This is a genomic window from Microbacterium sp., from assembly GCF_047605725.1.
Lineage (GTDB): Bacteria > Actinomycetota > Actinomycetes > Actinomycetales > Microbacteriaceae > Microbacterium.
In genome coordinates this window covers 1-25,709 of the sequence record NZ_JASGFE010000042.1, presented here as the reverse complement: position 1 = coordinate 25,709, position 25,709 = coordinate 1, and the positions used below count along the sequence as shown (strand labels likewise).

Sequence of the window (25,709 nt, the reverse complement as noted above, 5' to 3'; positions counted from 1 at the left end):
CAAACCGTGAGGCACCAGCTCACCCTTCGCGCTCACTTTTCAATGAGGCACCTCGCTGCCGAGCGGCGCTGATCGTGCAGCACAACGTCGGAGATCGGCGGTTCGTCGGATGCCGGGGCGCCGAGGCATCCGACATTCTGCAGATCTCCGACGAAACGCAGCGGTTGCGTCAGGGCTGGGGGTTAGATCCGCCCGGAATCCTCCGAACTTCGCGCGATTCTCCGAAGTACGTGAGCGACGATGTGGGCGCATCTGGTCGCCTTCGCGGCGCTGGGCGGCACGATGCGCGGATCGCACCCGCGTACTACGCGTTGGCCGGCAACGCATGGAAGGTCGCCTTTGCCCACCGCCGCCGGTTCCGCGTCGGCCGATGAGGTGCGGTCAGCCCTCAGGGGTGGTGGCGGCGCCGATGGTGTCGAGCACTGTCGTCCAGTGCGCGAGCATCCGCTCGCGTTCGGCCGCGTTCGCAAGTCGCTCCTGGTGAAAGGCGATGGATGTTCCGCTTGCCGCGGGCAGCACCGTGAGTTGCAGCGTCGCATCGTGTGACCATCCCGCCGGCTGCCAGGTCAACCGCACCCTCCGTCCCTCGCTTCGGCTGCGGAGCTCGCCACGGACGCCTTCATCGGTGACATAGGCCTCGCCCGCCCCTCGCCCGAGTGCGGTGTGACCGAGCCACAGCGAGAGTCCGTCGCCCATCAGGAACTCCCACGCGACCTCGGGCGGGATCGGAAGAGTGCGACGGACCCCCATCTGCCAGCCAGCATCCTTCGTCCGTCCTGTTGCCTCATTCATGAAACTAGTTATAGTGGTTACGTGCTCTCTGGTCAATGGTTCGTCGACAGCATCGGCGCGCGCTGGTACTTCGAGTCCGGTGCGCTCTGTCTCGACTTCGCCTACACGGGGGACTTCGGCTGCGGCAACCCCGCGTGGGAGCGACTTCGCTCTCCGACCGATCTGAGCGCGTGGCTGGCCGAGCGGCACGGCCCGCTCCTGGACACCGCAGACTCCCACGACTTGTCGCAGGCGAGGGAGTTGCGCAGCGCGATCACGGCGATCGCCCGGGCTCGCGCCGATGACGTGGCGCCGGATCCATCGCGGGTAGACATCCTGAACTCGTGGGCGGCTCGTCCCGACATAGCGCCCGCCCTTGCCGGGGGGAACGTCGCCACGACGCAAGCGTCTGTCGTACGGGCGCTCGCGACGATCGCCCGCGATGCCGTCGACGTCTTCTCCCAGGCCCCCGGCCGCATCCGACGATGCGCCGCGCATGACTGCGGACTCGTGTTCTTCGACGGATCGCGCCCGAACTCCCGTCGATGGTGCTCCATGCAGCACTGCGGCAATCGCGCCAAGGTCCGCACCCACCGAAACCGCACAAAGGAGACCAGGCAATGACCATCGTCACCCACCTCAACCCGCCCGAACTGCACACTTCGCCGGCGTTCTCTCAAGGAACGCTCGTCCCGGCAGGGCGCACGCTCTACGTCGGAGGGCAGAACGGAACCGCGAGCGATGGTTCGCTCGCCGAAGGAACGGCTGCGCAGACCGCGCGAGCACTCCAAAACGTCCTGAGCGTCCTTGCCGCCGCTGATGCAGGTGTCGAACACGTCGCCAAACTCACGATCCACCTTGCCGCCGAAGCCGACGTGAGCGCGGCCTTCGCGGCCGCAGCCCAGAGCTGGGGCATGCATCCGACGGCGATCACCGTGCTCCGGGTCGTCGGATTCGCGCGGCCGGGTGCGCTTGTCGAAATCGATGCCGTGGCCGCCATCCCAGCCGAAACGGAGTGACGACGCTGGTCGAGCATGACCACGTGAAGCTGACCGGTCAGACGAGGCGATACAGGGAGTCGACATTCAGAGTGCTCGCCGGCGTCACCCGGCGCATCCAGGTCGACGTCTCATGCGGCGCGAGCGAGGGCGGCCGAATCCGGGCCGAGAAGGCTGTCGAGCACGTAGCGGGCGTCGGCGGCGAACCCCGGCAGCGTGGACGATGCGGCGGAGTACTGGAAGTCGAGGCCGACGAAACCGAGGCCGGGACAGCCCGTCGCGATCCCGCGGTGCTCGATCGGATTCCCTGAGGCATCGAGCGCGCCGCGGATGTCGATCCAGCCGAGTTCGGGCCGGGACCCGGTGCACCAGACCACGGTCGTGGCGGCGATCTCCTCGCCGTCAGCGACAGGACGTCCGTCACGGATCTCCTCGATGCGGCCGACCCGGCGTACGCCGGCGCGCAGCAGGTCGCGTTCCTTGTTGCGGATGAGCATGATCCCATGCCCCTCTTGCGCGGCCTTGGCCGCCCGCCCCTTCTCGGTGTCGATCGTGAGCCGGGTGAGACGGCGGATCACCGCACCGCTGATGAGGTTGGCGATCGGCGAATCGATGCCGAACGGGATCTCTCCGGGGATGCGGCCGGCCACGACGACGGGGTGGCCCGAGGCGGCGGCCTCCAGAGCGATGTCGGTGCCGGAGTTGCCGGCGCCGACGACCAGCACCGTGCCGCTCGCAAGCTGTTCGGGGCCACGGTAGCCGATCGAGTGCAGTTGCACGATCGATGCGTCGAGCAGGGGCGCGAAGACCGGCATCACCGGTCGTCTGTGCGCGCCCGCGGTCACGACCACACGGTCGGCGTGGACCTCCTCGCCCTCGGCGAGCGAGAGGCGGAAGGTCCCATCCGCGTCGCGGGCGAGCCGCCGCACCGGGGCGGACAGGCGAACGGGGAGCCGGAAGCGGGTGGCGTACTCCTCGAGGTAGGAGGCCATCTGTGCGGCCGTGGGATAGTCGAACACACCGATGCGCGGCCGCAACCCCGGCAGCGCGGCGAACCGCCGCGGAGTGAACAGGTGAAGGGATCGGTAGCGCTCGCGCCAGGAGTCGCCGATGCGGGGGTGCTCGTCGAAGACCTCGAAGCGGACGCCGCGGTCGGCGAGCAGCTTTGCCGTGGTGAGTCCCGCCGCGCCAGCGCCGATGACGGCGACGGGAAGAGATGTGGTGGACATGGTGGCCTCCTTGCCCGCCACGCTACGAGCGTGGTGGGGCTTGCCGCGTCCGCAGAAATGATGATCTTCTCGTACCGGGTCGACACCGACCGGGTACCATCAGGGCGCCGGGACGAGGCGGTTCTCGAAGGCGAACGCGGTCGCCGCAGAACGATTGGGCAGACCGAGCTTGGCGAGGATGTGGGCCACGTGGGTGGCGACGGTCGGCTCGCTGAGGAACAGCTGCTGCGCGATGCCGCGATTCGTCAGCCCCTGCGCGATGCAGCCGAGCACCTCCCGTTCGCGCGGCGTCAGCGCGTCGGCCGGTCCCGGCTCCCGCGCGCTCGCGAGTCTCTCCAGGCGGGCGAGGTCAGCGATGGCGGTCAGCTCGGTGAACACCGACCTGGCGGCATCGAACTCCAGCTGTGCTCCCTCGTCGTCGCCGAGTGCCTGAGCGGCGACGGCGAGCTGCACGCGGGTGCGGGCCGCACGGTAGGGCGCGTCCAGGCGTCGCCACGTCGCCCACGCCCGACGCAACGAGGCGATGGCCGCGGTCGGGTCTCCGCGCGCCGTCTCGACCGCACCGGCCGCGTCCGCGGCGGTCGCGCGCACGTAGTCGGTCGCAACGACCTCGGCCAGGGCGCGCAGTTGCGTCGCGGCATCCTCGGCGTCTGCGAGGTCGCCCGCGTCCAGGGACAACTCCACTCGTGCGGCGAGGAGGTCGGTCCGCGCGCCCGGCTCCGGCTCGCCGGCCAGGGCGCGCCGCACTCCCGACCGCGCTGCCGTCAGGTCCCCTTCCTCTCGGCGCAGCAACGCCAGCCCGGGCTGGACGAGGCCGCCGAGCTGCGCAGCCTTCAGGAACGCGGCGTTCGCACGGGCGCGCCGACCGGTCAGCCGCTCCAGCTCGCCGAGCGCGTACAGCGCGCGCTCGAGCACCGAAGGACTCCGCTCACTCGCGCACAGCTCGTGCAACAGGGAACGCGCCTCCGCCCACTCCCCGACGATCGCCAGCACCTCCGCGCGATGCACGGTGCACTCGCCGCGGAAGGGCTCCAGACCGTGCTGCGCGTCGCACCATGCGTTCAGCTCTCGCGTCCACAGACGCGCGCGGTCGAGGTCGCGGCGTGCCAGGCAGCTGGCGATCACGGCGCAGTAGACCGGCCCGGCCGCCAGGTCGCTGACCGCTCCCCCCTCTATCGCGAGCATCACCTGGTCCATGCACGCGAATGCCTCGACCACCCGCCCGATCGCGAGCATCGACCGCGCCAGACCCATGCGGGCCAGCGCGCCGGCGTCCTCGTCGCCGGCGGCACGAGCCGCATCCAGAGCCGTCTCGAAAAGGGCGACCGAGTCCGCCACCCGGCCCTCCATGTACGAGGACACAGCGAGACACAGCGCGCGGGCGGCGGTCGATCGCGCGCCGACTTCATTCTGCTCGCACAGCTCGAACAGCCGAGCCATCCACGCGGCCGCCTTCGTCGGCGCGGTCTCCGCCAGACTGTAGCCCGCCCAGAACACGCAGCGAATCGCCCCGTCCACGTCGCCTTCCCGCAGGTGTCGGGCACGGGCTCGATCCCACGCGCGCTCGCCGTCGGCCTCGCGGCCCACGAACCAGGCCGCCTGGCCCAGCTCCTCCCACTCCGCCGTGGTCAACTCATCGGCGCGGGGATCGCCCGCCCGGGCCGACAGTGCGTCGAACCGCGCGACCCAGTCGGTCTCTGACGACGGCATCATGCGCGCCATACGCACAGTATGCCCGCACAGGGCCCGAGCCACGAGATGGTGCTGCACCCACGCGGTCTGCTGGGCGCGTATGGTCGCTGTATGCCGCGCCCGCGGCGCGTCGGGCCGACTCACGCCGCCACGGCAGGGCGACGCGGTGTGCGACGGAGCGGTCACGTCGACAGGTCGTCGAGGACGCGGCGGAGATGGTTCCGGCTCGGCAGGTCGGTGCACAGATCGTACGCGCGCTGCAGCGCCCGCACGGCGGCCTCGGTCTGACCGGTGTCGCGCAGCAGCGCCCCGCGGGCGGCGTGGAAGGCCTGGAACGTCTCCGTCGCGGGCTGCTGCTGGGCAAGGGCATCGAGGATCGCGAGGCCCGTGGCGGCGTCGGAGGCGCGTGCGATCGCGACCGCGCGCGCGACCTGCGCACCCATGCTCGGTGTCTGGGCGACGAGCGCGTCGTAGAGCGACGCGATCAACGGCCACGGGGTGCCCGTCGCGGAGGTGCGGGTCGCATGGGCCGACTGGATCGCCGCCTGCAGTTCGTACGGCCCGGGATCTCGCGAACGAGGATGCCGGAGCCCGCCGTGCAGGATCCCGTTGGCCCGCGCGACGAGCCGATGGTCCCAGTCGCCGGCATCCTGCTCCTCGATGGGGACGAGTACGTCGCCGGCGATCCGGGCCGCGGCGCGGGAGTGCAGAAGCAGCAGCAGCGCGGCGAGCCCGCGGATCTCATGGTCCTCCGGACGCTCGCGCAGCAGGAGCTGGCTCGCGTGGATGGCCTCCTCCGCGATGATCTCGGCCGCACCGGGCGGCGAGATCCGCAGCCAGTCGACGGAGTAGGCGGCGTAGATCGCATCGAGCACCGCCTGAACGCGGTCGCTCTGGAGCTGCTCCGGGATCTCGAACGACGCCCGGTTCGCGCGCAGCTTCTGCTTGGCGCGCACGAGGCGCTTGGAGAGCGTGGCCACCGGCATCGCGAACGCGGTCGCGATGTCGGACGTGGGCACCCCGAGCGCGACCTGCAGGATCAGCGGCGCATGGACGCTGCGGTCGAGGGCGGGATGCGCGCACGCGAACAGCAGCGCGAGCGTGTCGTCGCCGCGTGCGGCCAGGTCCGCCTCGAGCGCGTCGCCGAGCTCGTCGGTGAGCTTCGCGGAGGTCCGCGACGCGGCGGAGCGGGAGACGTCGCGGATCCGGTTGCGCGCGACCGTGACGATCCAGGCCCGCGGATCGTTCGGCGGCGCGTCGGGCCAGGTGCGCAACGCCGCCTCGACCGCCTCGCTGAAGCCGTCTTCGGCGAGCTGCAGGTCTCCGCACCATCGGGTCAACGCGCCGACGAGCCGCGCACGGTCGTCCGCGACGATCTCCCGGAGGGTCTCGCCGACCGTGCTCGGCTCGTCGGTGCGCGCCACGGGGCGGTTCAGGCGCCCATCGCGGAGGCGCGGACCTCGACCTTGCCGTAGTGGGCGACGGGGCACTTCTTCGCCCATTCGAGCGCGACGTCGAGCGAGGGCGCCTCGATGACGAAGTAGCCGCCGAGCTGCTCCTTCGTCTCCGAGAAGGGACCGTCGTGCACGACCGCCTCTCCCGCGCGCATCGACACCGTGGTCGCGGTCGCGGTCGGCTGCAGCCAGTCGGTCGCGACGAACACGCCGGCCTCCTGAAGGGCGCCGATGTAGGCGCCGAACACCGCGAGCTCCTGCTGCATGTCGGCCTCCGACCTCTGCGCGTACGCGCCTTCGTCGCTGTAGAGGAAGAACGAGTACCTCATCGGAGTCCCCCGGTCGGTGCGCTGTGGAGCCGTGGCCCCATCGTAGGGGCATCGGCACGCGGCACGACGCCGGTTCCGGTGATGGTGGTGAAGCGGCCCATGACCGCCCTCCCTTCGGTATGCGACCCCTCCGACAGGGGTCGTCTACAAGGGGGACGAACGAACCGGGCCGTCGAGGACAACGCGACCGGACGGGATCGCGAGGTGCCCGCGCGCGACGTTACCCGCGCGCCTGGTTGATGCGGACGTGATTGCCGGCGGGGTCGCGGAACGCGCAGTCGCGCGTGCCCCACGGCTGGTCCATCGGCTCCTGCAGCACCTCGGCGCCGGCCGCCTGCGCCCGCTCGAAGACGGCGGCGAGATCGTCGGCGAAGAAGACGTACGGCCCCGGGCCCGACCCCTTGGCCACGAGGCGGTGCAGCACCTCGCCGTCGTCGGGCGATCGGCCGGCCGCGGGGTCGGAGAGGACCAGAGCGGGTCCGGCTGATCCGGCCGAGCCGAGGGTGACCCAGCGGTGGCCGTCGGAGGCGACGTCGTTGAGCAGCTCGAGGCCGAGCGCGTCACGGTAGAAGTCGATCGCGGCATCCACGTCGTCGACGGTGATGGGGCAGAACGAGAGTGCGATTCCTGTCATGCGGGCAATGCTAGGAGCCTCGTGGACGGACGGCTTCTCCGATCCTGCTCGACCGGCGGATGCCGCTCACCCGAACCGCGTCGGCCGGGTCAGCAGCTTCGCCATGCACGGCGGCATCGACTCGGCGGCCTCGTGCGGACGAGCCCGGTAGGCGCTGGGCGTCTCGCCGACGAGGCGCGTGAAAGTCGAGCTGAACGATCCGAGCGAGGTCGCCCCCACGGTCGTGCAGGCGTCGGTCACACTCCAGCCGGCGCGCAGGAGCGCCATCGCGCGCTCCACGCGCCGGGTCATGAGGTACGCGTACGGGGTCTCGCCGTAGGCGGTCTTGAACTCGCGGGAGAAGTGCGCCGGCGACATCAGGGCCCGCGCCGCCATCGTGGGCACGTCCAGCGGCTCGGCGTAGGCGCGGTCCATCAGATCGCGCGCCCGACGCAGGTGGGCCAGGGTTCGCGGATCCTGTGCTGCCGATGCCATGATCCCAGGCTACGTCCGCCTCAGGTCGCGCGCCGAAGCGACGGCGCGCCGGGTCGCGGCATCCACCGACCGGGTCGGGGCGGATACGACCCAGGTCGTACCCGGTTCGATGCGGTCGGGGGATGTGGCCGCCCGAGGGCGGACGGGATGCTCGAGCCATGACGAACCAGACGCAGTACCCCGCCGGCGCCCTCATCGTCGCCGAGCACGTGTCCAAGTCCTACCCGGTGGGAAACTCCACCGTCGACATCCTGCACGACGTCTCCCTCACCGTCAGCGAAGGCGAGGTGTGCGCGATCATGGGACCCTCCGGCTCGGGCAAGTCCACCCTGCTGTACTGCCTCGCCGGCCTCGAACAGCCCACCTCGGGCGAGGTCGCCCTCCTCGGCAAGAGCCTCACCCGCAGCACGCGCAAGCAGCTCGCCGAGCTGCGCCGCGCGGAGCTCGGCTTCGTGTTCCAGTCCTACAACCTCATGCCGACCCTCCCGGTCGCCGAGAACGTCGCCCTGCCGTTCCGGCTGCGCGGCGAGCGCGTCGACCGGGCGCGGATCGAGGCGGCTCTGGATGCCGTCGGGCTCGGCGGCCGCGGCTCCTCGCTCCCGTCGTCGATGTCGGGCGGCGAGCAGCAGCGCGTCGCCATCGCCCGCGTGCTCGCCCAGCGCCCGCAGATCGTCTTCGCCGACGAGCCGACCGGCGCCCTCGACACGCGGGCCGGGCGCATCGTCCTCTCCGAGCTGCGCCGGATCGGGAGCACGCCCGGACAGTGCGTGCTCATCGTGACCCACGACCCCGCCGTCGCGGCATCCTGCGACCGGGTCGTGTTCATGCGCGACGGTCGGCTGGCCCAGCAGATGTCCGCACCGACGACCGAGGGCGTCGCGGGCATGCTCGCCAGCCTCGAGGCCAGCGTGGCGGAGGTGGCGTGATGCGCGCGCTCATCGTCGCGGAGCTGCGGGCCGCATGGTCGTCGTGGTTCGCCGTGCTCATCGCCTTCGTCGTCACGAGCTTCGCGATCGTGCTCGCGGTCCTGGCGCTCGACAGTCTCAGCGCCACGATCGCCACCGGGAAGATCCCCGAGCAGGAGGCCCCGGCGATCATGATCACGCCCGGCTGGAACCTCGCGCTCGCCCTCATCGGCACCCTGACCGTGATCGGCGCGGTGACCGGCCTGGTCGTGCAGTCGCGGCGAGGCGCCCTGGCCCGTCTCGCACTGGCCGGAGCGACGCCCGGCCAGGTGTCGCGCATCCTCCTCGGTCAGCTCGTGATCGTCGCGCTCGTCGGATGCGCGATCGGCATCGTGTGCGCGATCGTGGTGCAGCCGGAGGCCGTGCGTCAGACCATCGCCGACCGGGGCGTCGATCCCGACCTCGCCGTCATCAACGTCGACGCGTTCTGGATCCTCGCGGGAGCGGCCTTCTTCGTGCTCGTGGCGGTGCTCGGTGGTCTGCGCCAGGCGCGCGTGGCCGCTGCCGTACCGCCGGTCGAGGCCCTGCGCACCGCACCCGGGGCGACGCTGTCGCGTCGGCAGTGGGGTCGCTGGGTCGGCGGCTCGCTGCTCGTGCTGTGCATCCTCGGCATCGCCGCGGGCGTCGTCGGCTTCGCGCCGAGACTGGGCACCGACGGCGGTGAGGTCGTGATGCAGGGGACGCTGTTCTGCATGCTGCTGACCAGCATCGTGCTGTCGCTGTTCGCACCGCTGACGATCGGGCTGTTCACGCGGGCCTGGACGGCGCTGGTGCCCTCCCGCTCGGCCTCGTGGGTGCTCGCCCGTGCCGCGGTGATCGCGCGGGGAGAGCGGCTCGCTCGCACCGTCACGCCGATCATGATGGCCGTCGGCCTGCTCGTGGGGCTCGGGTCGTTGACAGCTTCGGTGATCGCCCTGCTGGAGGAGCTCGGACGCCACGGCCTGGAGCACACGAGCATGCTCTCGATGCTCTTCCTCATCGGGCTCATCCTCCTCATCTCGATGTCCGGCGGGGTCAGCGTCGTGCTGATGATGTCGCGGCAGCGGGAGGCGGAGCTGGCTCTCGCGGGCGTCGTCGGCGCGACCCGGCGTCAGCAGGTGCTCGTGCCCGTCTTCGAGGGCGTCATCATCACCGTCACCGCGACGCTGCTCGGGCTCATCATGACCGGCGTGGGCATGTCGGTGTTCGCCGCAGGCGTCGCCGCGCTCGACCTCGGTGTGTCCGGCCGGATCATCGTGCCCTGGGCCGACCTCGCGGTGATCTTCGCGGTGAGCCTCACGGTCGTCGTGGCGGCCACGACGCTGCCGGTGCTGCGGTCGCTGCGCAAGCCCGCGCGACAGGTGGTCGCCCAGCTCGTGGCGGAGTGATCCGGGGGGATCCGGGCGTGCCCGCGGCGGCGAGAATCGGGTCTCGCGCCGCGGGCATCGCCGTCCCGCGAGCACATCTCCACAATCGCGTTCTCTGCGGATCTGTCCACCGATGCGACTGCCCGGCCCCTGCATGCGCCGACGCGCGCGTAGGGTCACTGGCACGTCCGCCACGACGGTGGGCAGAATGGAGGTATGTACGTGTCTGCCGAGATCATCGCGATCATCGTCAGCGCCCTCGGCGTGACGGTCACGATCGTCATCGGACTCTTCGGTGCGATGGCGTGGCTGATCCGGCGGGTGGACGAGCGGATCGATGGGGTGGAGCGCAAGCTGGGTGAGCGGATCGACAGGATGGGCGAGCGGATCGATGGGGTGGAGCGCAGCCTGGGTGAGCGGATCGACGGGGTCGAGCGCAATCTGGCGGCGGTGGCGCGCGAGCTCACCGAGGTCAAGGTCGCCGTGGCTCGCTGGGAGGGTCCGAAACCCCGATTGATCCTCGGTGGGTGAGCGGTCGGCACGGCTCCTCCGCGCGGACGCGGCGCAGTAGGTTGGGAGGGTGAAAGCACGCCCCGCCGACCAGCGCCGACTCCTCGATCTCGCCTCGCTCGACGCCGCGATCCGTCAGGCCGAGCACACGCGCAGAAACCCCGCGCAGGCAGCCCGTGTGCAGGAGCTCCTCGCGCAGCGGCAGGCCCAATCGGTCGAGCTGACCCGGTTGCTGGGCGTGCGTGACGACGTGGCCGCCGAGATCTCCCGCCTGGAGTCGGACGTCGCCCTCGTCGACGCGCGCAGCGCTCGAGACGCAGACCTCCTGCAGAAGACCTCCGACCACAAGGTCGCGCAGGGGCTGGAGCACGAGATCGCCTCGCTCGCCAAGCGCAAGGACGACCTGGAGGATGCCGAGCTGGAGCTCATGGAGCGGCTGGAGGCGGCCGAGGCCGAGGTCGCCGCGCAGGAGGCTCTCATCGCCGCGACCAACGACGAAGGCGCGCGACTGAGCGCCGAGGGCAAGCAGGTCGTGGCCGAGGCATCCGCTCTCTGGGAGAGCGCCACGCGCGACCGTGCGGCGGTGGCCGGCGAATTGCCCGCCGAGCTCGTGGCGCTGTTCGAGCGCCTCGCGACCCGCAGCAGCGGCGCGGGCCTGCTGCGTCGTCGTACGTGCGAGGGGTGTCATATGGTGCTCAACGGCGCCGATCTGCACACGATCGGCCAGGCTGCGGATGATGAGGTCGTCACCTGCCCCGAGTGCGGCTGCATTCTGGTGCGGACCGACGAATCGGGTCTGTGAGCTGAACGAGCCGATGGCGGGCGTCACCTGGATCGTCCTCGGCTGCACTGATGAGGGGTTCGCCGCGGCGCTGCTCGACGCGAGCGGCGCGGAGCTGTCCCGCATGACGGATGCCGCATCCGCGCTGCCCGGATGGCTCGCCGGCGTCGAGCAGGAGTCGGCGCCGCGCTGGGTGTGGCACGACACACCCGCCTGGTACGTGTCGTTGCTCGACGCCGGGGTGCGCGTCGGCCGCTGCCACGACCTGCGGCTGTGCCACGCGATCCTGCGCGACTCGGCGCTCCTCCGCGACGATGCCGGGCTGCGGACTGCGCGGGAGTGGGATGCCGCACCGGCCACGGATGCCGCGGACGTCGCCCCAGCGCTGTTCGAGCTCGACGACGGCGCCGCGATCTCGCACGGTCCGCCGGACGACCTCGACGCCGCGCTGTCCGAGTTCGCGCGGCAGCGGGCGGCGCTGGCGGCATCCGCCGACCCCGGCCGGCTCCGGTTGCTGCTGGCCGCCGAGTCGGCGGGCGCCCTGATCGCCGCCGAGCTGCGCGCGGCGGGACTGCCGTGGGATGCCGCGGTCCACGACCGCATCCTCACCGACGTGCTCGGCGCGAGGGCGGCGGGTGCCGGCGCGCCGGCACGGATCGAGGAGCTGGCCGCGCTCGTGCGCGCGGAGCTGGGCGACGAGGCCGTGAGCCTCGACTCGCAGCCGAAGCTCCTGCGCGCTCTGCACCGCGTCGGCGTGCTCGTCGAGTCGACCTCGAAGTGGGAGCTCGCCCAGCACGACCATCCGGTCGTCGCGCCGCTGCTGGAGTACAAGCAGCTCACGCGTCTGATGAGCGCGAACGGGTGGGCGTGGCTCGACGAGTGGGTGCGCGACGGCCGGTTCCGGCCCGTGTACGTCCCGGGCGGCGTCGTGACGGGGCGGTGGGCGTCGTCGGGCGGGGGAGCGCTGCAGCTGCCGCGCCTGCTGCGCGAGGCGGTGCGCGCCGACCCGGGATGGATGCTCGTGGTCGCCGACGTCGCCCAGCTCGAGCCGCGCGTGCTGGCGGCGATGGCACGCGACGAGCGTCTCGCCGACGCCGCGCGCGGGCGCGACCTCTACGCCGGGATCGTCGAGTCCGGCGCGGTCGCGACGCGGTCCGAGGCGAAGATCGCGATGCTCGGCGCGATGTACGGGGCGACGACGGGCGACAGCGGCCGGCTCGTGCCGCGCCTGCGCTCGACGTTCCCGCGCGCGATGCGCCTCGTCGACGGCGCCGCACGGGTCGGCGAGGACGGCGGAGTCGTGAGCACGTGGCTCGGCCGCTCGTCGCCCCCGCCGTCGGATGCCTGGTCCCGGGTGCAGTCGCGCGCGAGCGAGGCCGCGGCATCCGCCGACGACGAGGCCCGCGCCCGCCGCTGGGCCCGCGATCGCGGGCGCTTCACGCGCAACTTCGTCGTGCAGGGCACGGCGGCCGAGTGGGCGCTCGCGTGGCTCGCCGATGTGCGCGGGCGTCTGGCGGCGCTGCCTCCCGTGCCGGCGACGGAGGCGGCGCCGCGCTCCGGCCCGGTGTTCTCGCGCGCGCCGCACCTGGCGTTCTTCCTGCACGACGAGGTCATCGTGCACACCCCCGCCGCCCTCGCCGACCAGGTCGCCGCGGCGGTGCAGGATGCCGCGGACGCCGCGGGGCGCCTCCTGTTCGGCGACTTCCCGCTGGACTTCCCCCTCGACCTGCGCATCGCCGCATCCGCCGAGAAGCATTGACCGGCCCGGCATCCCGCTTCACGAACTTCGGAGAGTCGCGCGAAGTTCGGAGGATTCGGCCGAAATCCTCCGGCGTTGGTGCGTCTCTCCGAGGTTGGTGCGCGCCTGACGGGCGGAACTAGGCGGAGGTCAGGCGTCTAGAATCGAGACGCGAATGGGTCGGCCGGACGGTCGCGTGGCGGGAGACCGCACCGAGGAACGTCCGGGCTCCGCAGGGCAGGGCGGTGGGCAACACCCACCCGGAGCGATCCGCGAGACAGTGCCACAGAGAGCAGACCGCCGGCGGCCGCGAGGCCGCCGGTAAGGGTGAAAGGGCGGTGTAAGAGACCACCGGGATCGTGGTGACACGATCCGCACGGCAAACCTCGCCCGGAGCAAGGCCAGACAGGGGATGACGACGCGGCCCGCCGAGTCCCCGGGTAGGCCGCTGGAGCGGCACGGCAACGTGTCGCCGAGAGAGATGACCGTCGATGGGACCTCGGTCCCGGAACAGAACCCGGCGTACAGGCCGGCCCATTCGCCCGGTCTCACGCGAGAGCGGATGCCGGCCGGTCAGGTCACGGCGAGGGCCGCCGCGCCGATGATGCCGGCGTTGTTGCGGTGCACGGCGGGGACGATGGGCGTGTCCAGTCGCAGCAGCGGGAGGAACTCGTCGGCGTTCTTGGAGACGCCGCCTCCGACGATGAACAGGTCGGGGCTGAGCAGGAACTCCAGGTGGCTGTAGTACCACTGCAGCCGCGCCGCCCAGGTCTTCCAGTCCAGCTTGTCACGCTTCTTCGCGGAGTATGCCGCATACGCCTCCGCGTCGCGGCGTCGCCGCGAGCGCTGCAGGTGCCCGAGCTCGGAGTTGGGGATCAGCACGCCGTCGTGCAGGACCGCCGTGCCGATGCCGGTGCCGAGAGTCGTGAGGATGACGAGGCCCTCGGTGTCCCGCGCCGCGCCGTAGCGCAGCTCGGCCACGCCGGCGACATCGGCGTCGTTGGCGAAGTGGATCTCGCGACCGAGGCCGTCCTCGAAGAACTTCTCGGCCTCGAAGCCGATCCAGCGCTGCGACACGTTCGCCGCCGACCGGGTGATGCCCCGCTTGACGATCGCGGGGAATGCGACCCCGAGCGGGATGTCGGCGTCGGTGACGTCGAGCGTCGACAGCACGATGCGCACCGCGCCCAGCACGTCGTCGGGCTCCGCCCCGGAAGGAGTGGGCACCTTCACCCGCTCGCTGAGCAGCGTGCCGGTCGTGAGGTCGACGAGCGCCCCCTTGATGCCGGTCCCGCCGATATCCACTCCCACCGCGCGCGTTGCCGTTGTCGCCATGCCGCTCAGCCTAACGGAATCGGATTCCTGGCATCCATTCCGCTATCGCTCAGTAGGATCGAGACAGAACCCCGAGGGCGAGGAGCGGACGTGACCGACGGCAGCGAGAAGTACTGGTACAACCTCAAGACCGGCCAGGTGGAGTTCGGGTTCGAGTCGCCCTCGATCGACCGTGCCGGCCCGTTCGACACCGCGGAGGACGCCGCGAAGGCCCCCGAGGTGATCGCCGCACGCTCACGCGCGTGGGCGGAGGAGGACGCCGCGGAAGAGGGCTGGGGCCGGTCGGGGACGGATGCCGGCGGCGGCGCCGCAAGCGAGGGCTGAGGGCCGCGAACCAGTAGTCTGGAGGCCGGGACAGGTGCCCGGCCGGTTCGGATCCGAGGGGACGCGATGGACAAGCAGCGGGACTTCGTACTGCGCACGATCGAGGAGCGCGGGGTCAAGTTCGTGCGGCTGTGGTTCACGGATGTCATCGGCACCCTGAAATCCGTCGCGATCGCGCCGGCGGAGGTCGAGGGGGCCTTCACCGAAGGGCTCGGCTTCGACGGCTCCGCGATCGAGGGCCTGACCCGCTCGTACGAGTCGGACCTCCTGGCCCATCCCGACCCCACGACCTTCCAGGTGCTGCCGTGGCGCGGCGAGATCGATCCGACCGCGCGCATGTTCTGCGACATCACCACGCCGGATGGACAGCCCGCCGTCGCCGATCCGCGCCACGTTCTCAAGCGCACCCTTGCGAAGGCCGCTGAGGCGGGGTTCACCTTCTACACGCACCCCGAGATCGAGTTCTACCTGCTCAAGTCGTCTTCGTTCGGCCCGAACGGCCCCGAGCCGGTCGACTCGGCCGGCTACTTCGACAACGTCCCGGGCGGCACGGCGCACGACTTCCGTCGCCGGTCGGTGCGGATGCTGGAGGACCTCGGCATCTCGGTCGAGTACAGCCACCACGAGGGCGGTCCCGGGCAGAACGAGATCGACCTGCGCTACGCCGATGCCCTGGCCACCGCGGACAACATCATGACCTTCCGCACCGTCGTGAAGGAGGTGGCGATCGAGCAGGGCGTGTACGCGACCTTCATGCCCAAGCCGTTGGGCGGCCAGCCCGGCAGCGGCATGCACACGCACATGTCCCTGTTCGAGGGCGACGTCAACGCCTTCTACGAGGAGGGCGCGCAGTACCAGCTGTCCAAGACCGGCCGGCAGTTCATCGCGGGGCTCCTCAAGCACGCCAAGGAGATCTCCGCGGTCACCAATCAGTTCGTCAACTCCTACAAGCGGCTGTGGGGCGGCGACGAGGCGCCGAGCTTCATCTGCTGGGGCCACAACAACCGCTCCGCGCTCGTGCGCGTGCCGATGTACAAGCCGAAGAAGGGCCAGTCCTCGCGCATCGAGTACCGTGCGCTCGACTCGGCGGCCAACCCCTACCTCGCCTACGCGCTCCTGCTGGCGGCGGGGCTCAAGGGCATCGAAGAGGGCTACGAGCTGCCGCCCGAGGCCGAGGACAACGTGTGGTCGCTGACGGATGCCGAGCGTCGCGCTCTCGGCTACGCTCCGCTGCCGGCGAGCCTCGACCGCGCGCTGGAGGCGATGGAGGAGTCCGAGCTTGTGGCCGAGACCCTCGGTGAGCAGGTGTTCAACTACGTCCTCCTCAACAAGCGCAAGGAGTGGCAGGAGTACCGCGCGCAGGTCACGCCGTTCGAGCTGACGCGCAACCTCGAGGTGCTCTAGCCGGGCCATGACGAGCGAACGATCGTCCGCTCGCACCGCGCTCGCGCGCGTCGGGTTCTCCGGCCTGGGTGAGGCCGATCGGCTGCTGGACGAGCTGGCGGGCCTCGCCGGCGTCACGCGCGAGGCTCTCCTCGCCGCCGCCGAGCGCGCGGCGGACCCCGACGGGGCCGTCGACGCCCTCGTGCGCATCGCCCGGCGGGATGCGGGGCAGGTGCGCACGGCGCTGGAGACCGCGCCGGAGACGACGTGGCGGCTCTTGGGCGCGTCGCGCGGCTTCGCGGACTTCTTCCTGCGGCATCCGGACGAGCTCGGCCGGATCGGCGAGCTGGGCGAGGATCTGCCGTCCGCCGACGAGTTGCGTCGCGAGCTGCTCGAGTCGGTCCACGTCGACGCCGACGGGTTCGCCGCGTCGGGCGACGAGTCGGCCTGGGTGGCGCTGCGGGTGCGCTACCGGCGCCTGCTCGCGCGCATTGCTGCGTACGACCTCCGTGCGCCGGTGGCCACCGACGTGCTCGCCGACGTCGCGGCCGCCCTCGCCGATGCCGCCGGCGCGGCGCTCGAGGCGTCGTTGTGCGTCGCGCGCACGCGCGTCTCACGGGGCGCGGGTCCCGGCGGACTCTTCCCCCGCGAGGAGGTCGCCGCGACCAGGCTCGCGATCATCGGGATGGGCAAGACCGGGGCGCGTGAGCTCAACTACGTCAGCGACGTGGACGTCGTCTTCGTCGGCGGTGCCGACGAAGACGTGCTCGGCGAGCTCGGCGAGAGCAGGGTCATCGACATCGCGACGCGCCTGGCCGTGCAGACGATGCGCGGACTGTCGGGATTCGAGATCGAGCCGCCGCTATGGGAGGTCGACGCGAACCTCCGGCCCGAGGGCAAGCAGGGCGCCCTGGTGCGCACGCTGGACTCGCACCTGTCCTACTACGAACGGTGGGCCAAGAGCTGGGAGTTCCAGGCGCTGCTGAAGGCGCGCCCGATCGCCGGCGATCGAGAGCTGGGCGAGCGCTACGTCGCCGCCGTGCAGCCCAAGGTGTGGTCCAGCGCGGCGCGGGAGAACTTCGTCGACAGCGTGCAGCGCATGCGCGAGCGCGTCACCGAGCACATCCCGCCCGCCGACGTCGCCTATCAGCTCAAGCTCGGTCCCGGCGGCATCCGCGACATCGAGTTCACCGTCCAGCTGCTGCAACTGGTCCACGGGCTCGCCGACGACGGCATCCGTCAGCGCGGCACTCTGGAGGCGCTGCAGGCGCTCGTGGCGGAGGGCTACATCGGGCGCGCCGATGCCGCCGCGTTCTCGCACGACTATCGCACGCTGCGGGTCCTGGAGCATCGGGTCCAGCTCGCCGGACTGCAGCGTACGCACCTCATGCCGGCGACCGACGACGGGCTGCGCACGCTCGCCCGCGCCTCGGGCCTGGCCGAGACGGGGCCCGCGGTGTGGGAGTTGTGGGAGCGCGTCAAGCGCGAGGTGCGGGATATCCATGTCCGGGTGTTCTACCGGCCGTTGCTGTCTGCGGTCGCCGCCCTTCCGGCCGAGCAGCGCACGCTCTCGGCCGCACACGCCCACGACCGCCTCGCCGCGATCGGCTTCCGGGACCCGGCCGGAGCGCTCCGGCACATCGGCGCGCTCACGAGCGGGCTCAGCCGGCGCGCGACGATCCAGCGGAACCTCCTCCCGGTGATGATCCGCTGGTTCGCCGACGGCGTCGACCCCGACTACGGCCTCCTCGCCTTCCGTCGCGTCGCGGACCGGCTGGGGGAGTCGTCGTGGTTCCTGCGCATGCTCCGCGACTCCTCCGGCGCGGCGGAGCGTCTCACGCGCGTGCTGTCGGGTTCGCGCTTCATCGGCGAGCTGATGGAGTGGATCCCCGAGTCGGTGGCCTGGCTCGACGCCGAGGAGCAGCTGCGTCCGCGGTCGGGCGCCGTGCTCGACGAGGAGGCGCGCGCCATCCAGACCCGGCACGAGACGATCGAGGCGGCCATGAGCGCCGTCCGGGCGTTGCGGCGGCGCGAACTGCTGCGCCTCGCGATCGGGGCGGTGCTGGGCACGATCACGATCGAGGAGCTCGCCGAGGGGCTCACCGCCGTCAGCGAGGTGACGATCCAGGCGACGCTGCGTGCGGTGCGCCGCGAGCTCGTGTCGGAGGAGGACGACACGCTGCAGTTCGCGGTGATCGCGATGGGCAGGTTCGGCGGCGCCGAGCTCGGGTTCGGGTCGGATGCCGACGTCATCTACGTCTACGCGCCGGGCGAGGTGGAGCCCCAGCGCGCGCACGAGCTCGCGCTGAAGCTCGTCGCGGGCCTGCGCCTGCACAGCGAGGATGCGCGCGTGCCCTTCGAGCTCGACGCCGATCTGCGACCGGAGGGACGCAACGGCCCGCTGGCTCGTTCATTGGAGGCCTACGCGGCCTACTATCACCGCTGGTCGCTGTCGTGGGAGGCCCAGGCGCTGCTGCGTGCGCGGGGCGTGGCCGGGAGCGCCGAGCTCATCGACGCGTTCCTGCGTCTGGCCGACGAGGTGCGCTATCCGGAGCGGGCCGACCCGCAGGGGCTGCGCGAGATCCGGCGCATCAAGGCGCGAGTGGAGAGCGAACGGCTGCCGCAGGGCGCAGATCGTTCCCGTCACCTCAAGCTCGGCCCCGGTGGGCTCAGCGACGTGGAGTGGTTCGTGCAGCTGCTGCAGCTGCAGCACGCATATGCCGTTCCGGGCATGCGCACCACGGCGACGCTGGAGGCGCTGGAGGCGGCCCGCGGGGCAGGACTCGTTCCGGATGCCGCGGCCGCCCGGCTCGCGGCATCCTGGCGCCTGGCGAGCCGCTTGCGATCGGCGAACACGATCCTGTCAGGACAGACCAGCGACGTCCTCCCGGCCGACCGGGCCAAGCTCGACGGCATCGGCCGCCTCCTGGAGTATCCACCGCGCTCGGCCACCCGCGTCGAGGAGGACTGGCTGGGCACCGCGCGCCGCGCCCGCCGCGTGTTCGAGCAGCTCTTCTACGGCTGACCCGCCCGCCCCCGCTCCGCGAGACCTCGCAACTGCAACGCCTCATCGGCGTGTCGCGGTGCAGACGGGAGGTTTCGCGGGAGGAATGACGCGGGGCCCCGGGACGGATCCCGGGGCCCCGCGTCGGCAGATGTCAGACCCCGAAGTAGAGCTCGTACTCGAACGGGTGCGGACGGGCGTTCAGCGGCGTGATCTCGTTCTCGATCTTGTACTCGATCCAGGTCTCGATCAGCTCGGGCGTGAACACCCCGCCGGCGAGCAGGAACTCGTGGTCCTCGCGCAGCGCGTCCAGCGAGTCCAGCAGCGAGTTCGGCACCTGCGGGATGTTCTTGGCCTCCTCGGGCGGCAGCTCGTAGAGGTCCTTGTCGACCGGCTCGTGCGGCTCGATGCGGTTCTTGATGCCGTCCAGGCCCGCCATCATCTGCGCCGCGAAGGCGAGGTAGGGGTTGCCCGAGGCATCCGGCGCGCGGAACTCGATGCGCTTGGCCTTCGGGTTCGTGCCCGTGATCGGGATACGGATCGCCGCCGAACGGTTGCCCGCCGAGTAGACCAGGTTCACCGGGGCCTCGTAGCCCTTCACGAGACGCTTGTACGAGTTGAGCGTCGGGTTCGTGAACGCCAGGACCGCCGGAGCGTGGGCGAGAAGGCCCCCGATGTACCAGCGCGCGATGTCGGACAGGCCTCCGTAGCCCTTCTCGTCGTAGAAGAGCGGCTTGCCCTCGAGCCACAGCGACTGGTGCGTGTGCATGCCCGAGCCGTTGTCGCCGAACAGGGGCTTGGGCATGAAGGTCGCGACCTTGCCCCACTCCAGCGCGGTGTTCTTGACGATGTACTTGAACTTCAGGATGTCGTCGGCCGCGTGCACCATCGTGTCGAAGCGGTAGTTGATCTCCGCCTGGCCGCCGGTGCCGACCTCGTGGTGCGAGCGCTCCAGGATGAGGCCCGCCTCGATGAGCTTGAGGCAGATGTCGTCGCGGAGGTCCGCCTGCTTGTCGACCGGGGAGACCGGGAAGTAGCCGCCCTTGTACGGCGTCTTGTTGGCGAGGTTGCCGCCCTCCTCCTCGCGCCCGGTGTTCCAGGCGCCCTCGTCGGAGTCGACGTGGTAGAAGCTGTTGTTCGCCTTCACGTCGTAGCGGACGTCGTCGAAGATGTAGAACTCGGCCTCGGGGGCGAAGAAGGCGGTGTCGGCGATGCCGGTGGATGCCAGATACTTCTCCGCCTTCTTGGCCACCTGACGCGGGTCCTTGGCGTAGATCTCGCCGTTGCGCGGGTTGTAGATGTCGAAGAGCATGATGAGCGTCTTCGCCTCGCGGAACGGGTCGAGGTAGGCGGTCGACACGTCGGGGATCAGCTGCATGTCCGATTCGTGGATGTTCGCGAACCCGCGGATCGACGAACCGTCGAACAGCTGGCCCACCGTGAAGAAGTCCTCGTCGACGGTCGATGCCGGGATGTTGAAGTGCTGCTGCACCCCGGGCAGGTCCGTGAAGCGGATGTCGAGGAACTTGACGTCCTCGTCCTTGATGAACTTCAACACCTCGGATGAGTCTTTGAACATGGAGTCTCCAGATCGGGTGACGGGCTGGTATCCGCCCGTGGCGGGCTGCCTCGAAGCTACCGGCGCCCAGTTGCTCGCCAATGTCCCTCGTGTTTCCGGCGTGTTACACGGGCCTGGGTAGAGTGAAGGAGTGCCGGCATCCGAGAACTCGTATCCGGGAGAGCGGCTCGGCCGGCCGCGGGAGGGTCGAGGAAGCATCGCGCGCATCGGGCGCCGCCTCGCGGCGCTGGCCGTCGACTGGGGATGCGCCGTGGTGATCTCGGTCGCGTTCTTCGCCTACGACTCGTTCGCCACGCTCGCCCTCTTCTGCGCGGTGCAGCTCGTGTTCATCCCGACGATCGGCGGCAGCCCCGGTCACCGGATCGCGGGGCTGCGGCTCACCCGGCTCGACGGCACCTGGGTGGGACTGTGGCGACCGGTCGTGCGCACACTGCTGCTCGCGCTCGTGATCCCCGCCGTGATCTGGGACCCCGACCAGCGCGGGCTCCACGACAAGGCCGTCGACACCGTCCTCGTCCGTGCCTGAGGTCCCTCGGCGCTCGCCCCGGACGCCGACCCGGCTCGACCATCGGCACACGCTCGCGGCCAGCTACGTCGGCTACGTCACCCAGGCGATCGTCAACAACCTGGGGCCGCTGCTGTTCCTGATCTGGCACGAGAGCTTCGGGGTGTCGTTCTCGGCGCTGGGCGCGGTCGTCGCGATCAACTTCGGGATGCAGCTGCTCGTCGATCTGGTCGCGCCGAAGGCGATCGACGCGGTCGGCTATCGGACCTCGATGGTGGTCGCGCACGTCGCCGCGGCACTCGGTCTGGTCGGGATGGGAACGCTGCCGTTCGTGCTCGCCGACCCGTTCGCCGGGCTCGTCGTGGCGATGCTCGTGTGCGCGCTCGGGGGCGGACTGCTGGAGGTACTGGTCAGCCCGGTGGTGGAGGCCTGCCCGACCGTGAACAAGGCCTTCCACATGAGCCTGCTCCATTCGTTCTACTGCTGGGGTCACATCGCCGTGGTCGTGCTGAGCACGGTCGGGTTCGTCGTGCTGGGGCAAGCGGGGTGGCCGGTGCTCTGCGTCGCGTGGGCGGTCGTACCGGCGCTCAACGCCGTCCTCCTGTGGTTCGTCCCGTATTACCGCCTCGTCGAGGACGGACGCACGATGCGCTATCGCGACCTGTTCCGTCACCGTGCGTTCTGGCTGCTCGTCGGGCTCATGCTCGCCGCGGGCGCCTCGGAGCAGGCGATGAGCCAATGGGCGTCGGCCTTCGCGCAGGCCGGCCTCGGTCTTGAGAAGACGGCCGGGGACCTGCTCGGTCCGGCCCTGTTCGCCCTCACGATGGGGATCGCGCGCGTCGTGGGCGGAGCCAGAGCCACCGTGCACAACATCCGCACGCTCATGCTGGCCAGCCTCGTCCTGTGTCTCGCGGCGTACCTGCTCGCCGCGTTCAGCCCGTGGGCCTGGCTGGGGCTTGTCGGGGTGGGCCTGTGCGGCTTCTCGGTCGGCATCCTCTGGCCGGGAACCTTCACGATCGGGTCGGCCAGGTTCCGTCGCGGCGGCACGGCGCTGTTCGCGCTCCTCGCCCTCGGCGGCGATGCCGGGTGCGCGCTGGGCCCGGCCGTCGTGGGCGCGAGCGCCGATCGGCTCGGCGGGATCGGCCCGGCGCTCGGGATCGGGCTGGTCTTCCCGGCGATGATGATCGCGGGCCTGATCGCCCTCGGGCGTGGGCGACGCGCACGCTCTCGCGGCCGGGCTCGGGGCGACTGACCGGATCAGCGGGGGCGCGGGGCGCGCGCCTTGAGCGGGTCGATGCCCTTCGGGATCGGGAGCGACGTCACCGACTGCGAGACCGAGTCGATGCGCTTGACGACTGCGGCCATCGTGGCCCGGTCGATCTTCTTCGGGAAGGCCTTGACGGTGCCGGCGAGCCTGGCGATCGGCACGTCGTCCTTGCCGTGACCGACGTAGAGGACGTGGACCGGCACTCCGGCCGCGACCCGCTGGACCTTCACCCGCTCGTCGTTCACGAGCCGCGTCAGGCGCCCGCGGGCGCCCTCGGCGACGATCACGACGCCGCCGCCGCCGACGGCGCGGTAGACGGCGTCCTGCGTCTTCGGGTTGATGCCGACGGGCGCCTCGGAGGCGACCCAGTGCCGACCGAGCGAGGTGGACAGGATGTGGCCGGTGGCCCCCGGCATCCCGTCGATCTTCTTGTACATGGCCTGCGTCGACAGCCTCGTCAGCGTGAACATGGCGATCATCAGGCCCATCATCAGGCCCGACACGCCCCAGGCGATGATGCTCCAGATCTGGAACGGCGCGAGCAGGTGCCCGGTCAACACGCCGATGAGCAGGCCGAGCACGACGATGCCGACGAGCAGCCACGGCGCCCAGCGGTAGACATCCTTCGTGAAGCCGATCAGGGTGCGGAGCTGTGTGAAGAAGCCGGGGCGCTTCTCCGGTGCCGTGCTGCGGGATGCCATGGCCTACAGCCTACCTTCGTGCCGCATCGTCCTCTCCACAGCACGCGATGGTCGCGAACTGTCCACGGATGCGGTCATCGCCGCTCCGCGCCGGACGTGCGCGCCGCACACTCGAGGGATGCACACCCCGGTCCCGCACGAACCGCCCTCGCTCGCCGACGCACTCGCCCCACCTCGGCCGCTGCGGTCGCTGACCCTGTCGGAGAGCCCGTACCCGGGCATGCTCGTCGCCGGTCCGCCGCCTCGGCTCTGGGTCGACGCGGGGGTGTTCGGCGACGGCCCGGCGTGGCGCGCGGACCCGACCGGGCACGTCCTGGCCCCGGTCGACGTCGCCCGCACCGCGGACGGTCACGCCGTGCTGCTGCCGCACTGCGTCGCCCGGCTCGCCGACGTCGTGCGCGACGTGCCGCCGCGCGCCGGTGAGAGTGTCACGATCGCCGTCAGCGTCCTCAGAGCCGCGGCCGAGGCCGAGCGCCTCGGCGCGGCCCGGGGCGGCTGGTGGGTCACCGACGAGCTCCGTCCGGTATTGGCGCTCAGCGGAGCGACGCCGTGGCGCCCGCCGGCGGCCGAGCTCGTCGCGTCGCTCGCCGCGGGGGCCTCGGGGCCGTTGGCCATGGCGCTGACGTCGGTCGCCGAGGCGCTCGCCGCCGAGCGACCGCTCGCGCGCGCGGCGCCCGGGCTGGAGGACGCGCTGTTCGCCGCCGCGACTCCCGAGCCGTTGCGAGCCGCGTCGTCCGCACCGGCTGAGCGCCCACTGGCCCGGCTCCACACGCCGGAGCGCGCCGCGGCGGGGCTGGAGAAGGCATTCGGCGCCCCTCCGCTGCTGGGGGCGCTCCTGGGAGCGGAGCTGTCCGCACGCGTCCGGTCGGCGTGGCAGGCCGTGCGCCGCCGCGACCCGCGTCCGCGCGGGCGTCGCGCGCCGTGGGTCCTGGCTGCGGCCGTCGCGGTCGCGGTCGTGGCAGTCGGGCTCGCCTGGCCTGCCGAGACCCGTGCGGGCGCGCCGGTGCCGAGCAGGTCCGCCGCGCCCTCCGCCGCGCCCTCTGCCGCGCCTGAGCCGCCGGATGCCGCCGCGCCTGAGCGGCCGGATGCCGCCGCTCCCGATGTGGAGGCCATCGTCGATCGCCTCGCCGCGTGTGCGGCGTCGGCGGACACCGCCTGTCGCGCGGAGGTCTTCGAGGATCCCGTCGCGTCGGCGCCCGATGGGCTCGCGGCGCTGTCCGACCCGGCGCGGGTCGTGAGCGTGCTGGACGACTACGGCGGCGCCGTGGCGGTCAGGGTCGATTCGCCGCAGACGGCGACCGCCCGGATCGTGCTGATCGTCCGGGCGGGGGAGCGCTGGCTGGTCCGCGACGTCTACGACCTCGCGGACCAGCCGTGAGGCTCAGATGCCGAGCTGGCCCTCGAACTGGGCCGCTTCGAGCCGCTTCTTGACATTGCTCAGGAAGCCCGCGGCGTCGGCGCCGTCGATGATGCGGTGGTCGTAGGAGAGGGCGAGGTACACGTAGGAGCGCACCGCGATGGCCTCCTTGCCGTCCACCGTGACCACGCCCGGGCGCTTGGCGACCGTGCCGGTGCCGAGGATCGCCGACTGCGGCAGGAACACGACGGGCGTGTCGAACAGCGCTCCGCGCGAGCCGGTGTTGGTCAGCGTGAACGTGCCGCCGGACAGCTCGTCGGGCTTGAGCTTGTTGCTGCGGGCGCGACCGGCGAGGTCGGCGATGTCGTGCGCGATCTGCGCGAGGTTCTTCGACGCGGCGTCCCGCACGACCGGCGTGAGCAGGCCCCGCTCGGTCTCCACCGCGATCGAGATGTTCTCGGTCGCGGGGTAGACGATGTCGCCGCCGTCGACCGTCGCGTTGATCACCGGATGCACCTGCAGAGCCTCGGCCGCGGCGAGCACGAAGAACGGCAGGAACGACAGCTTGTCGCCGGTCTTCTCGAGGAAGCCGTTCTTCACCTGGTCGCGGAAGTTGGCGACCTTCGTCAGATCGACCTCGACCACCGTCGTCAGCTGCGAGGTCTGCTGCATCGACGCGACGGCGCGCTCGGCGAGCACCTTGCGCAGACGCGACATGGGCTGAGTCGTGCCGCGCAGCGGAGAGACCTCGATCGCGGCCGGGGCCGCGGCCGCGGGAGCCGCGGGTGCCGCTGCCGGTGCGGCCGCGGACTCGGCGGCCCGGAGCACGTCCTCCTTGCGGATGCGGCCGCCCACACCGGAACCGGCGACGGTCGACAGGTCGACGCCGTGCTGCTGCGCGAGGCGGCGCACAAGCGGCGTCACGTAGGTCACGGCATCGGCAGCGGGGGCTGCCGGGGCTGCGGCAGGCGTCGGCGCGGCCGCGGGAGCCGCAGGAGCGGGAGCCGCGGCGGGTGCCGCAGGTGCGGGGGCCGGGGCCGGGGCGGCGGCGGGCGCCGGGACACCGGAGCCGATGCGGCCGACGGACGCGCCGACGGCGACCGTCTCGTCCTCGCCCACCAGGATCTCGACAAGAGTGCCGGCGAACGGCGACGGGATCTCGGTGTCGACCTTGTCGGTGGAGATCTCCAGGAGCGGCTCGTCGACCTCGACCTCGTCGCCGACCTGCTTGAGCCACCGGGTGACGGTGCCCTCGGTCACGCTCTCGCCGAGCTCGGGGAGCACGACGTCCTTCGCGTCTCCGGCGGGCGCGGCGGCCGCCGGAGACGCCGGC

General features: G+C 71.4%; 25 protein-coding genes and 1 other RNA gene. 15 read left to right on the top strand and 11 right to left on the bottom strand.

Annotation, left to right across the window (positions count from 1 at the left end; genetic code table 11):
* On the top strand, window positions 1–374 hold a 374-nt coding region (locus QM641_RS09635), incomplete at its 5' end, for a hypothetical protein (protein ID WP_415115871.1).
* Window positions 375–381: 7 nt separating this feature from the next.
* Here QM641_RS09635 and QM641_RS09630 read toward each other — a convergent pair.
* On the bottom strand, window positions 382–696 hold the full coding sequence (locus QM641_RS09630) for an SRPBCC domain-containing protein (protein ID WP_415115869.1): 315 nt from the start codon (window positions 694–696) through the stop codon (window positions 382–384).
* A gap of 117 nt (window positions 697–813) precedes the next feature.
* Between QM641_RS09630 and QM641_RS09625 the strand changes: the two genes are divergently transcribed.
* Entirely contained in the window at window positions 814–1,395 is a 582-nt protein-coding gene (locus QM641_RS09625; protein WP_415115867.1) for a CGNR zinc finger domain-containing protein, read from the top strand.
* Complete coding sequence (locus tag QM641_RS09620) at window positions 1,392–1,790, top strand: RidA family protein (RefSeq protein WP_415115865.1); 399 nt, start codon at window positions 1,392–1,394, stop codon at window positions 1,788–1,790. Before QM641_RS09625 ends, QM641_RS09620 begins: the two co-directional genes overlap by 4 nt.
* A 110-nt stretch (window positions 1,791–1,900) precedes the next feature.
* Here QM641_RS09620 and QM641_RS09615 read toward each other — a convergent pair whose 3' ends face one another.
* The 6 genes from QM641_RS09615 to QM641_RS09590 all read right to left on the bottom strand — a co-directional run bounded on the left by QM641_RS09615 (window position 1,901) and on the right by QM641_RS09590 (window position 7,581).
* The gene (locus QM641_RS09615) at window positions 1,901–2,998 is read right to left on the bottom strand and encodes a flavin-containing monooxygenase (RefSeq protein ID WP_415115863.1); all 1,098 of its coding nucleotides are present in this window, start codon (window positions 2,996–2,998) and stop codon (window positions 1,901–1,903) included.
* Between the two features lie 99 nt (window positions 2,999–3,097).
* Window positions 3,098–4,720, bottom strand: coding sequence for a LuxR C-terminal-related transcriptional regulator (locus QM641_RS09610; protein ID WP_415115861.1), 1,623 nt, complete (start codon window positions 4,718–4,720; stop codon window positions 3,098–3,100).
* A 152-nt stretch (window positions 4,721–4,872) separates the two neighbouring features.
* On the bottom strand, window positions 4,873–6,114 hold the full coding sequence (locus QM641_RS09605; RefSeq protein WP_415115859.1) for an RNA polymerase sigma factor: 1,242 nt from the start codon (window positions 6,112–6,114) through the stop codon (window positions 4,873–4,875).
* Window positions 6,115–6,122: 8 nt separating this feature from the next.
* A complete protein-coding gene (locus tag QM641_RS09600; RefSeq protein ID WP_415115857.1) occupies window positions 6,123–6,473 on the bottom strand; it encodes a YciI family protein in 351 nt (116 codons plus the stop codon).
* Between the two features lie 220 nt (window positions 6,474–6,693).
* On the bottom strand, window positions 6,694–7,107 hold the full coding sequence (locus QM641_RS09595) for a VOC family protein (protein ID WP_415115855.1): 414 nt from the start codon (window positions 7,105–7,107) through the stop codon (window positions 6,694–6,696).
* A gap of 66 nt (window positions 7,108–7,173) precedes the next feature.
* The gene (locus QM641_RS09590) at window positions 7,174–7,581 is read right to left on the bottom strand and encodes a helix-turn-helix domain-containing protein (RefSeq protein ID WP_415115853.1); all 408 of its coding nucleotides are present in this window, start codon (window positions 7,579–7,581) and stop codon (window positions 7,174–7,176) included.
* Between the two features lie 158 nt (window positions 7,582–7,739).
* On the opposite strand from QM641_RS09590, the gene QM641_RS09585 reads away from it, so the two are divergent.
* From QM641_RS09585 to rnpB, 6 genes are all read left to right on the top strand, one after another.
* A complete protein-coding gene (locus tag QM641_RS09585) occupies window positions 7,740–8,507 on the top strand; it encodes an ABC transporter ATP-binding protein (RefSeq protein WP_415115851.1) in 768 nt (255 codons plus the stop codon).
* Entirely contained in the window at window positions 8,507–9,913 is a 1,407-nt protein-coding gene (locus tag QM641_RS09580; protein ID WP_415115849.1) for an FtsX-like permease family protein, read from the top strand. The genes QM641_RS09585 and QM641_RS09580 overlap by 1 nt, the downstream gene beginning before the upstream one ends.
* 201 nt (window positions 9,914–10,114) lie before the next feature.
* Window positions 10,115–10,423 carry a hypothetical protein gene (locus tag QM641_RS09575; protein ID WP_415115847.1) on the top strand — a complete coding sequence of 103 codons (309 nt, stop codon included), beginning with the start codon at window positions 10,115–10,117 and terminating at the stop codon, window positions 10,421–10,423.
* Window positions 10,424–10,472: 49 nt separating this feature from the next.
* Window positions 10,473–11,204 (top strand): zinc ribbon domain-containing protein, encoded by a 732-nt coding sequence (locus QM641_RS09570; RefSeq protein WP_415115845.1) that lies wholly within the window; start codon window positions 10,473–10,475, stop codon window positions 11,202–11,204.
* 13 nt (window positions 11,205–11,217) lie between these two features.
* A complete protein-coding gene (locus QM641_RS09565; protein WP_415115843.1) occupies window positions 11,218–12,942 on the top strand; it encodes a bifunctional 3'-5' exonuclease/DNA polymerase in 1,725 nt (574 codons plus the stop codon).
* A gap of 155 nt (window positions 12,943–13,097) precedes the next feature.
* Window positions 13,098–13,462, top strand: an RNA gene (rnpB, locus tag QM641_RS09560) — RNase P RNA component class A.
* A 32-nt stretch (window positions 13,463–13,494) separates the two neighbouring features.
* Here rnpB and ppgK read toward each other — a convergent pair.
* Complete coding sequence (gene ppgK / locus QM641_RS09555) at window positions 13,495–14,256, bottom strand: polyphosphate--glucose phosphotransferase (protein WP_415115841.1); 762 nt, start codon at window positions 14,254–14,256, stop codon at window positions 13,495–13,497.
* 90 nt (window positions 14,257–14,346) lie between these two features.
* Here ppgK and QM641_RS09550 point away from each other — a divergent pair, with 90 nt between their 5' ends.
* From QM641_RS09550 to QM641_RS09540, 3 genes are all read left to right on the top strand, one after another.
* On the top strand, window positions 14,347–14,580 hold the full coding sequence (locus QM641_RS09550) for an SPOR domain-containing protein (protein WP_415115839.1): 234 nt from the start codon (window positions 14,347–14,349) through the stop codon (window positions 14,578–14,580).
* 66 nt (window positions 14,581–14,646) lie between these two features.
* On the top strand, window positions 14,647–15,984 hold the full coding sequence (gene glnA, locus QM641_RS09545) for a type I glutamate--ammonia ligase (protein WP_415115838.1): 1,338 nt from the start codon (window positions 14,647–14,649) through the stop codon (window positions 15,982–15,984).
* 7 nt (window positions 15,985–15,991) lie between these two features.
* Window positions 15,992–18,988, top strand: coding sequence for a bifunctional [glutamine synthetase] adenylyltransferase/[glutamine synthetase]-adenylyl-L-tyrosine phosphorylase (locus QM641_RS09540; protein WP_415115836.1), 2,997 nt, complete (start codon window positions 15,992–15,994; stop codon window positions 18,986–18,988).
* Window positions 18,989–19,121: 133 nt separating this feature from the next.
* Here QM641_RS09540 and glnA (QM641_RS09535) read toward each other — a convergent pair whose 3' ends face one another.
* Entirely contained in the window at window positions 19,122–20,546 is a 1,425-nt protein-coding gene (gene glnA, locus QM641_RS09535) for a type I glutamate--ammonia ligase (protein WP_415115834.1), read from the bottom strand.
* Between the two features lie 130 nt (window positions 20,547–20,676).
* Between glnA (QM641_RS09535) and QM641_RS09530 the strand changes: the two genes are divergently transcribed.
* The gene (locus QM641_RS09530) at window positions 20,677–21,072 is read left to right on the top strand and encodes an RDD family protein (protein WP_415115832.1); all 396 of its coding nucleotides are present in this window, start codon (window positions 20,677–20,679) and stop codon (window positions 21,070–21,072) included.
* A complete protein-coding gene (locus QM641_RS09525) occupies window positions 21,065–22,303 on the top strand; it encodes an MFS transporter (RefSeq protein WP_415115830.1) in 1,239 nt (412 codons plus the stop codon). Before QM641_RS09530 ends, QM641_RS09525 begins: the two co-directional genes overlap by 8 nt.
* A 5-nt stretch (window positions 22,304–22,308) precedes the next feature.
* Here QM641_RS09525 and QM641_RS09520 read toward each other — a convergent pair whose 3' ends face one another.
* Window positions 22,309–23,019 carry a DUF4191 family protein gene (locus QM641_RS09520; RefSeq protein ID WP_415115828.1) on the bottom strand — a complete coding sequence of 237 codons (711 nt, stop codon included), beginning with the start codon at window positions 23,017–23,019 and terminating at the stop codon, window positions 22,309–22,311.
* Between the two features lie 118 nt (window positions 23,020–23,137).
* On the opposite strand from QM641_RS09520, the gene QM641_RS09515 reads away from it, so the two are divergent.
* The gene (locus QM641_RS09515) at window positions 23,138–24,397 is read left to right on the top strand and encodes a hypothetical protein (protein WP_415115826.1); all 1,260 of its coding nucleotides are present in this window, start codon (window positions 23,138–23,140) and stop codon (window positions 24,395–24,397) included.
* Between the two features lie 3 nt (window positions 24,398–24,400).
* Here QM641_RS09515 and sucB read toward each other — a convergent pair.
* Window positions 24,401–25,709: 2-oxoglutarate dehydrogenase, E2 component, dihydrolipoamide succinyltransferase (gene sucB, locus QM641_RS09510; RefSeq protein ID WP_415115824.1), on the bottom strand; the 1,309-nt coding region annotated here is incomplete at its 5' end.

Excerpts from the sequence above, each read along its gene's own strand:
- QM641_RS09630 (WP_415115869.1), bottom strand. The coding sequence starts at position 696 with ATGGGCGACGGACTCTCGCTGTGGCTCGGTCACACCGCACTCGGGCGA.
- QM641_RS09590 (WP_415115853.1), bottom strand. The coding sequence starts at position 7,581 with ATGGCATCGGCAGCACAGGATCCGCGAACCCTGGCCCACCTGCGTCGG.
- QM641_RS09540 (WP_415115836.1), top strand. The coding sequence starts at position 15,992 with ATGACGAGCGAACGATCGTCCGCTCGCACCGCGCTCGCGCGCGTCGGG.
- QM641_RS09620 (WP_415115865.1), top strand. The coding sequence starts at position 1,392 with ATGACCATCGTCACCCACCTCAACCCGCCCGAACTGCACACTTCGCCG.
- glnA (WP_415115838.1), top strand. The coding sequence starts at position 14,647 with ATGGACAAGCAGCGGGACTTCGTACTGCGCACGATCGAGGAGCGCGGG.
- QM641_RS09515 (WP_415115826.1), top strand. The coding sequence starts at position 23,138 with ATGCACACCCCGGTCCCGCACGAACCGCCCTCGCTCGCCGACGCACTC.
- QM641_RS09520 (WP_415115828.1), bottom strand. The coding sequence starts at position 23,019 with ATGGCATCCCGCAGCACGGCACCGGAGAAGCGCCCCGGCTTCTTCACA.
- QM641_RS09580 (WP_415115849.1), top strand. The coding sequence starts at position 8,507 with ATGCGCGCGCTCATCGTCGCGGAGCTGCGGGCCGCATGGTCGTCGTGG.
- QM641_RS09615 (WP_415115863.1), bottom strand. The coding sequence starts at position 2,998 with ATGTCCACCACATCTCTTCCCGTCGCCGTCATCGGCGCTGGCGCGGCG.
- QM641_RS09600 (WP_415115857.1), bottom strand. The coding sequence starts at position 6,473 with ATGAGGTACTCGTTCTTCCTCTACAGCGACGAAGGCGCGTACGCGCAG.
- QM641_RS09565 (WP_415115843.1), top strand. The coding sequence starts at position 11,218 with ATGGCGGGCGTCACCTGGATCGTCCTCGGCTGCACTGATGAGGGGTTC.
- QM641_RS09585 (WP_415115851.1), top strand. The coding sequence starts at position 7,740 with ATGACGAACCAGACGCAGTACCCCGCCGGCGCCCTCATCGTCGCCGAG.
- QM641_RS09595 (WP_415115855.1), bottom strand. The coding sequence starts at position 7,107 with ATGACAGGAATCGCACTCTCGTTCTGCCCCATCACCGTCGACGACGTG.
- ppgK (WP_415115841.1), bottom strand. The coding sequence starts at position 14,256 with ATGGCGACAACGGCAACGCGCGCGGTGGGAGTGGATATCGGCGGGACC.
- QM641_RS09610 (WP_415115861.1), bottom strand. The coding sequence starts at position 4,720 with ATGGCGCGCATGATGCCGTCGTCAGAGACCGACTGGGTCGCGCGGTTC.
- glnA (WP_415115834.1), bottom strand. The coding sequence starts at position 20,546 with ATGTTCAAAGACTCATCCGAGGTGTTGAAGTTCATCAAGGACGAGGAC.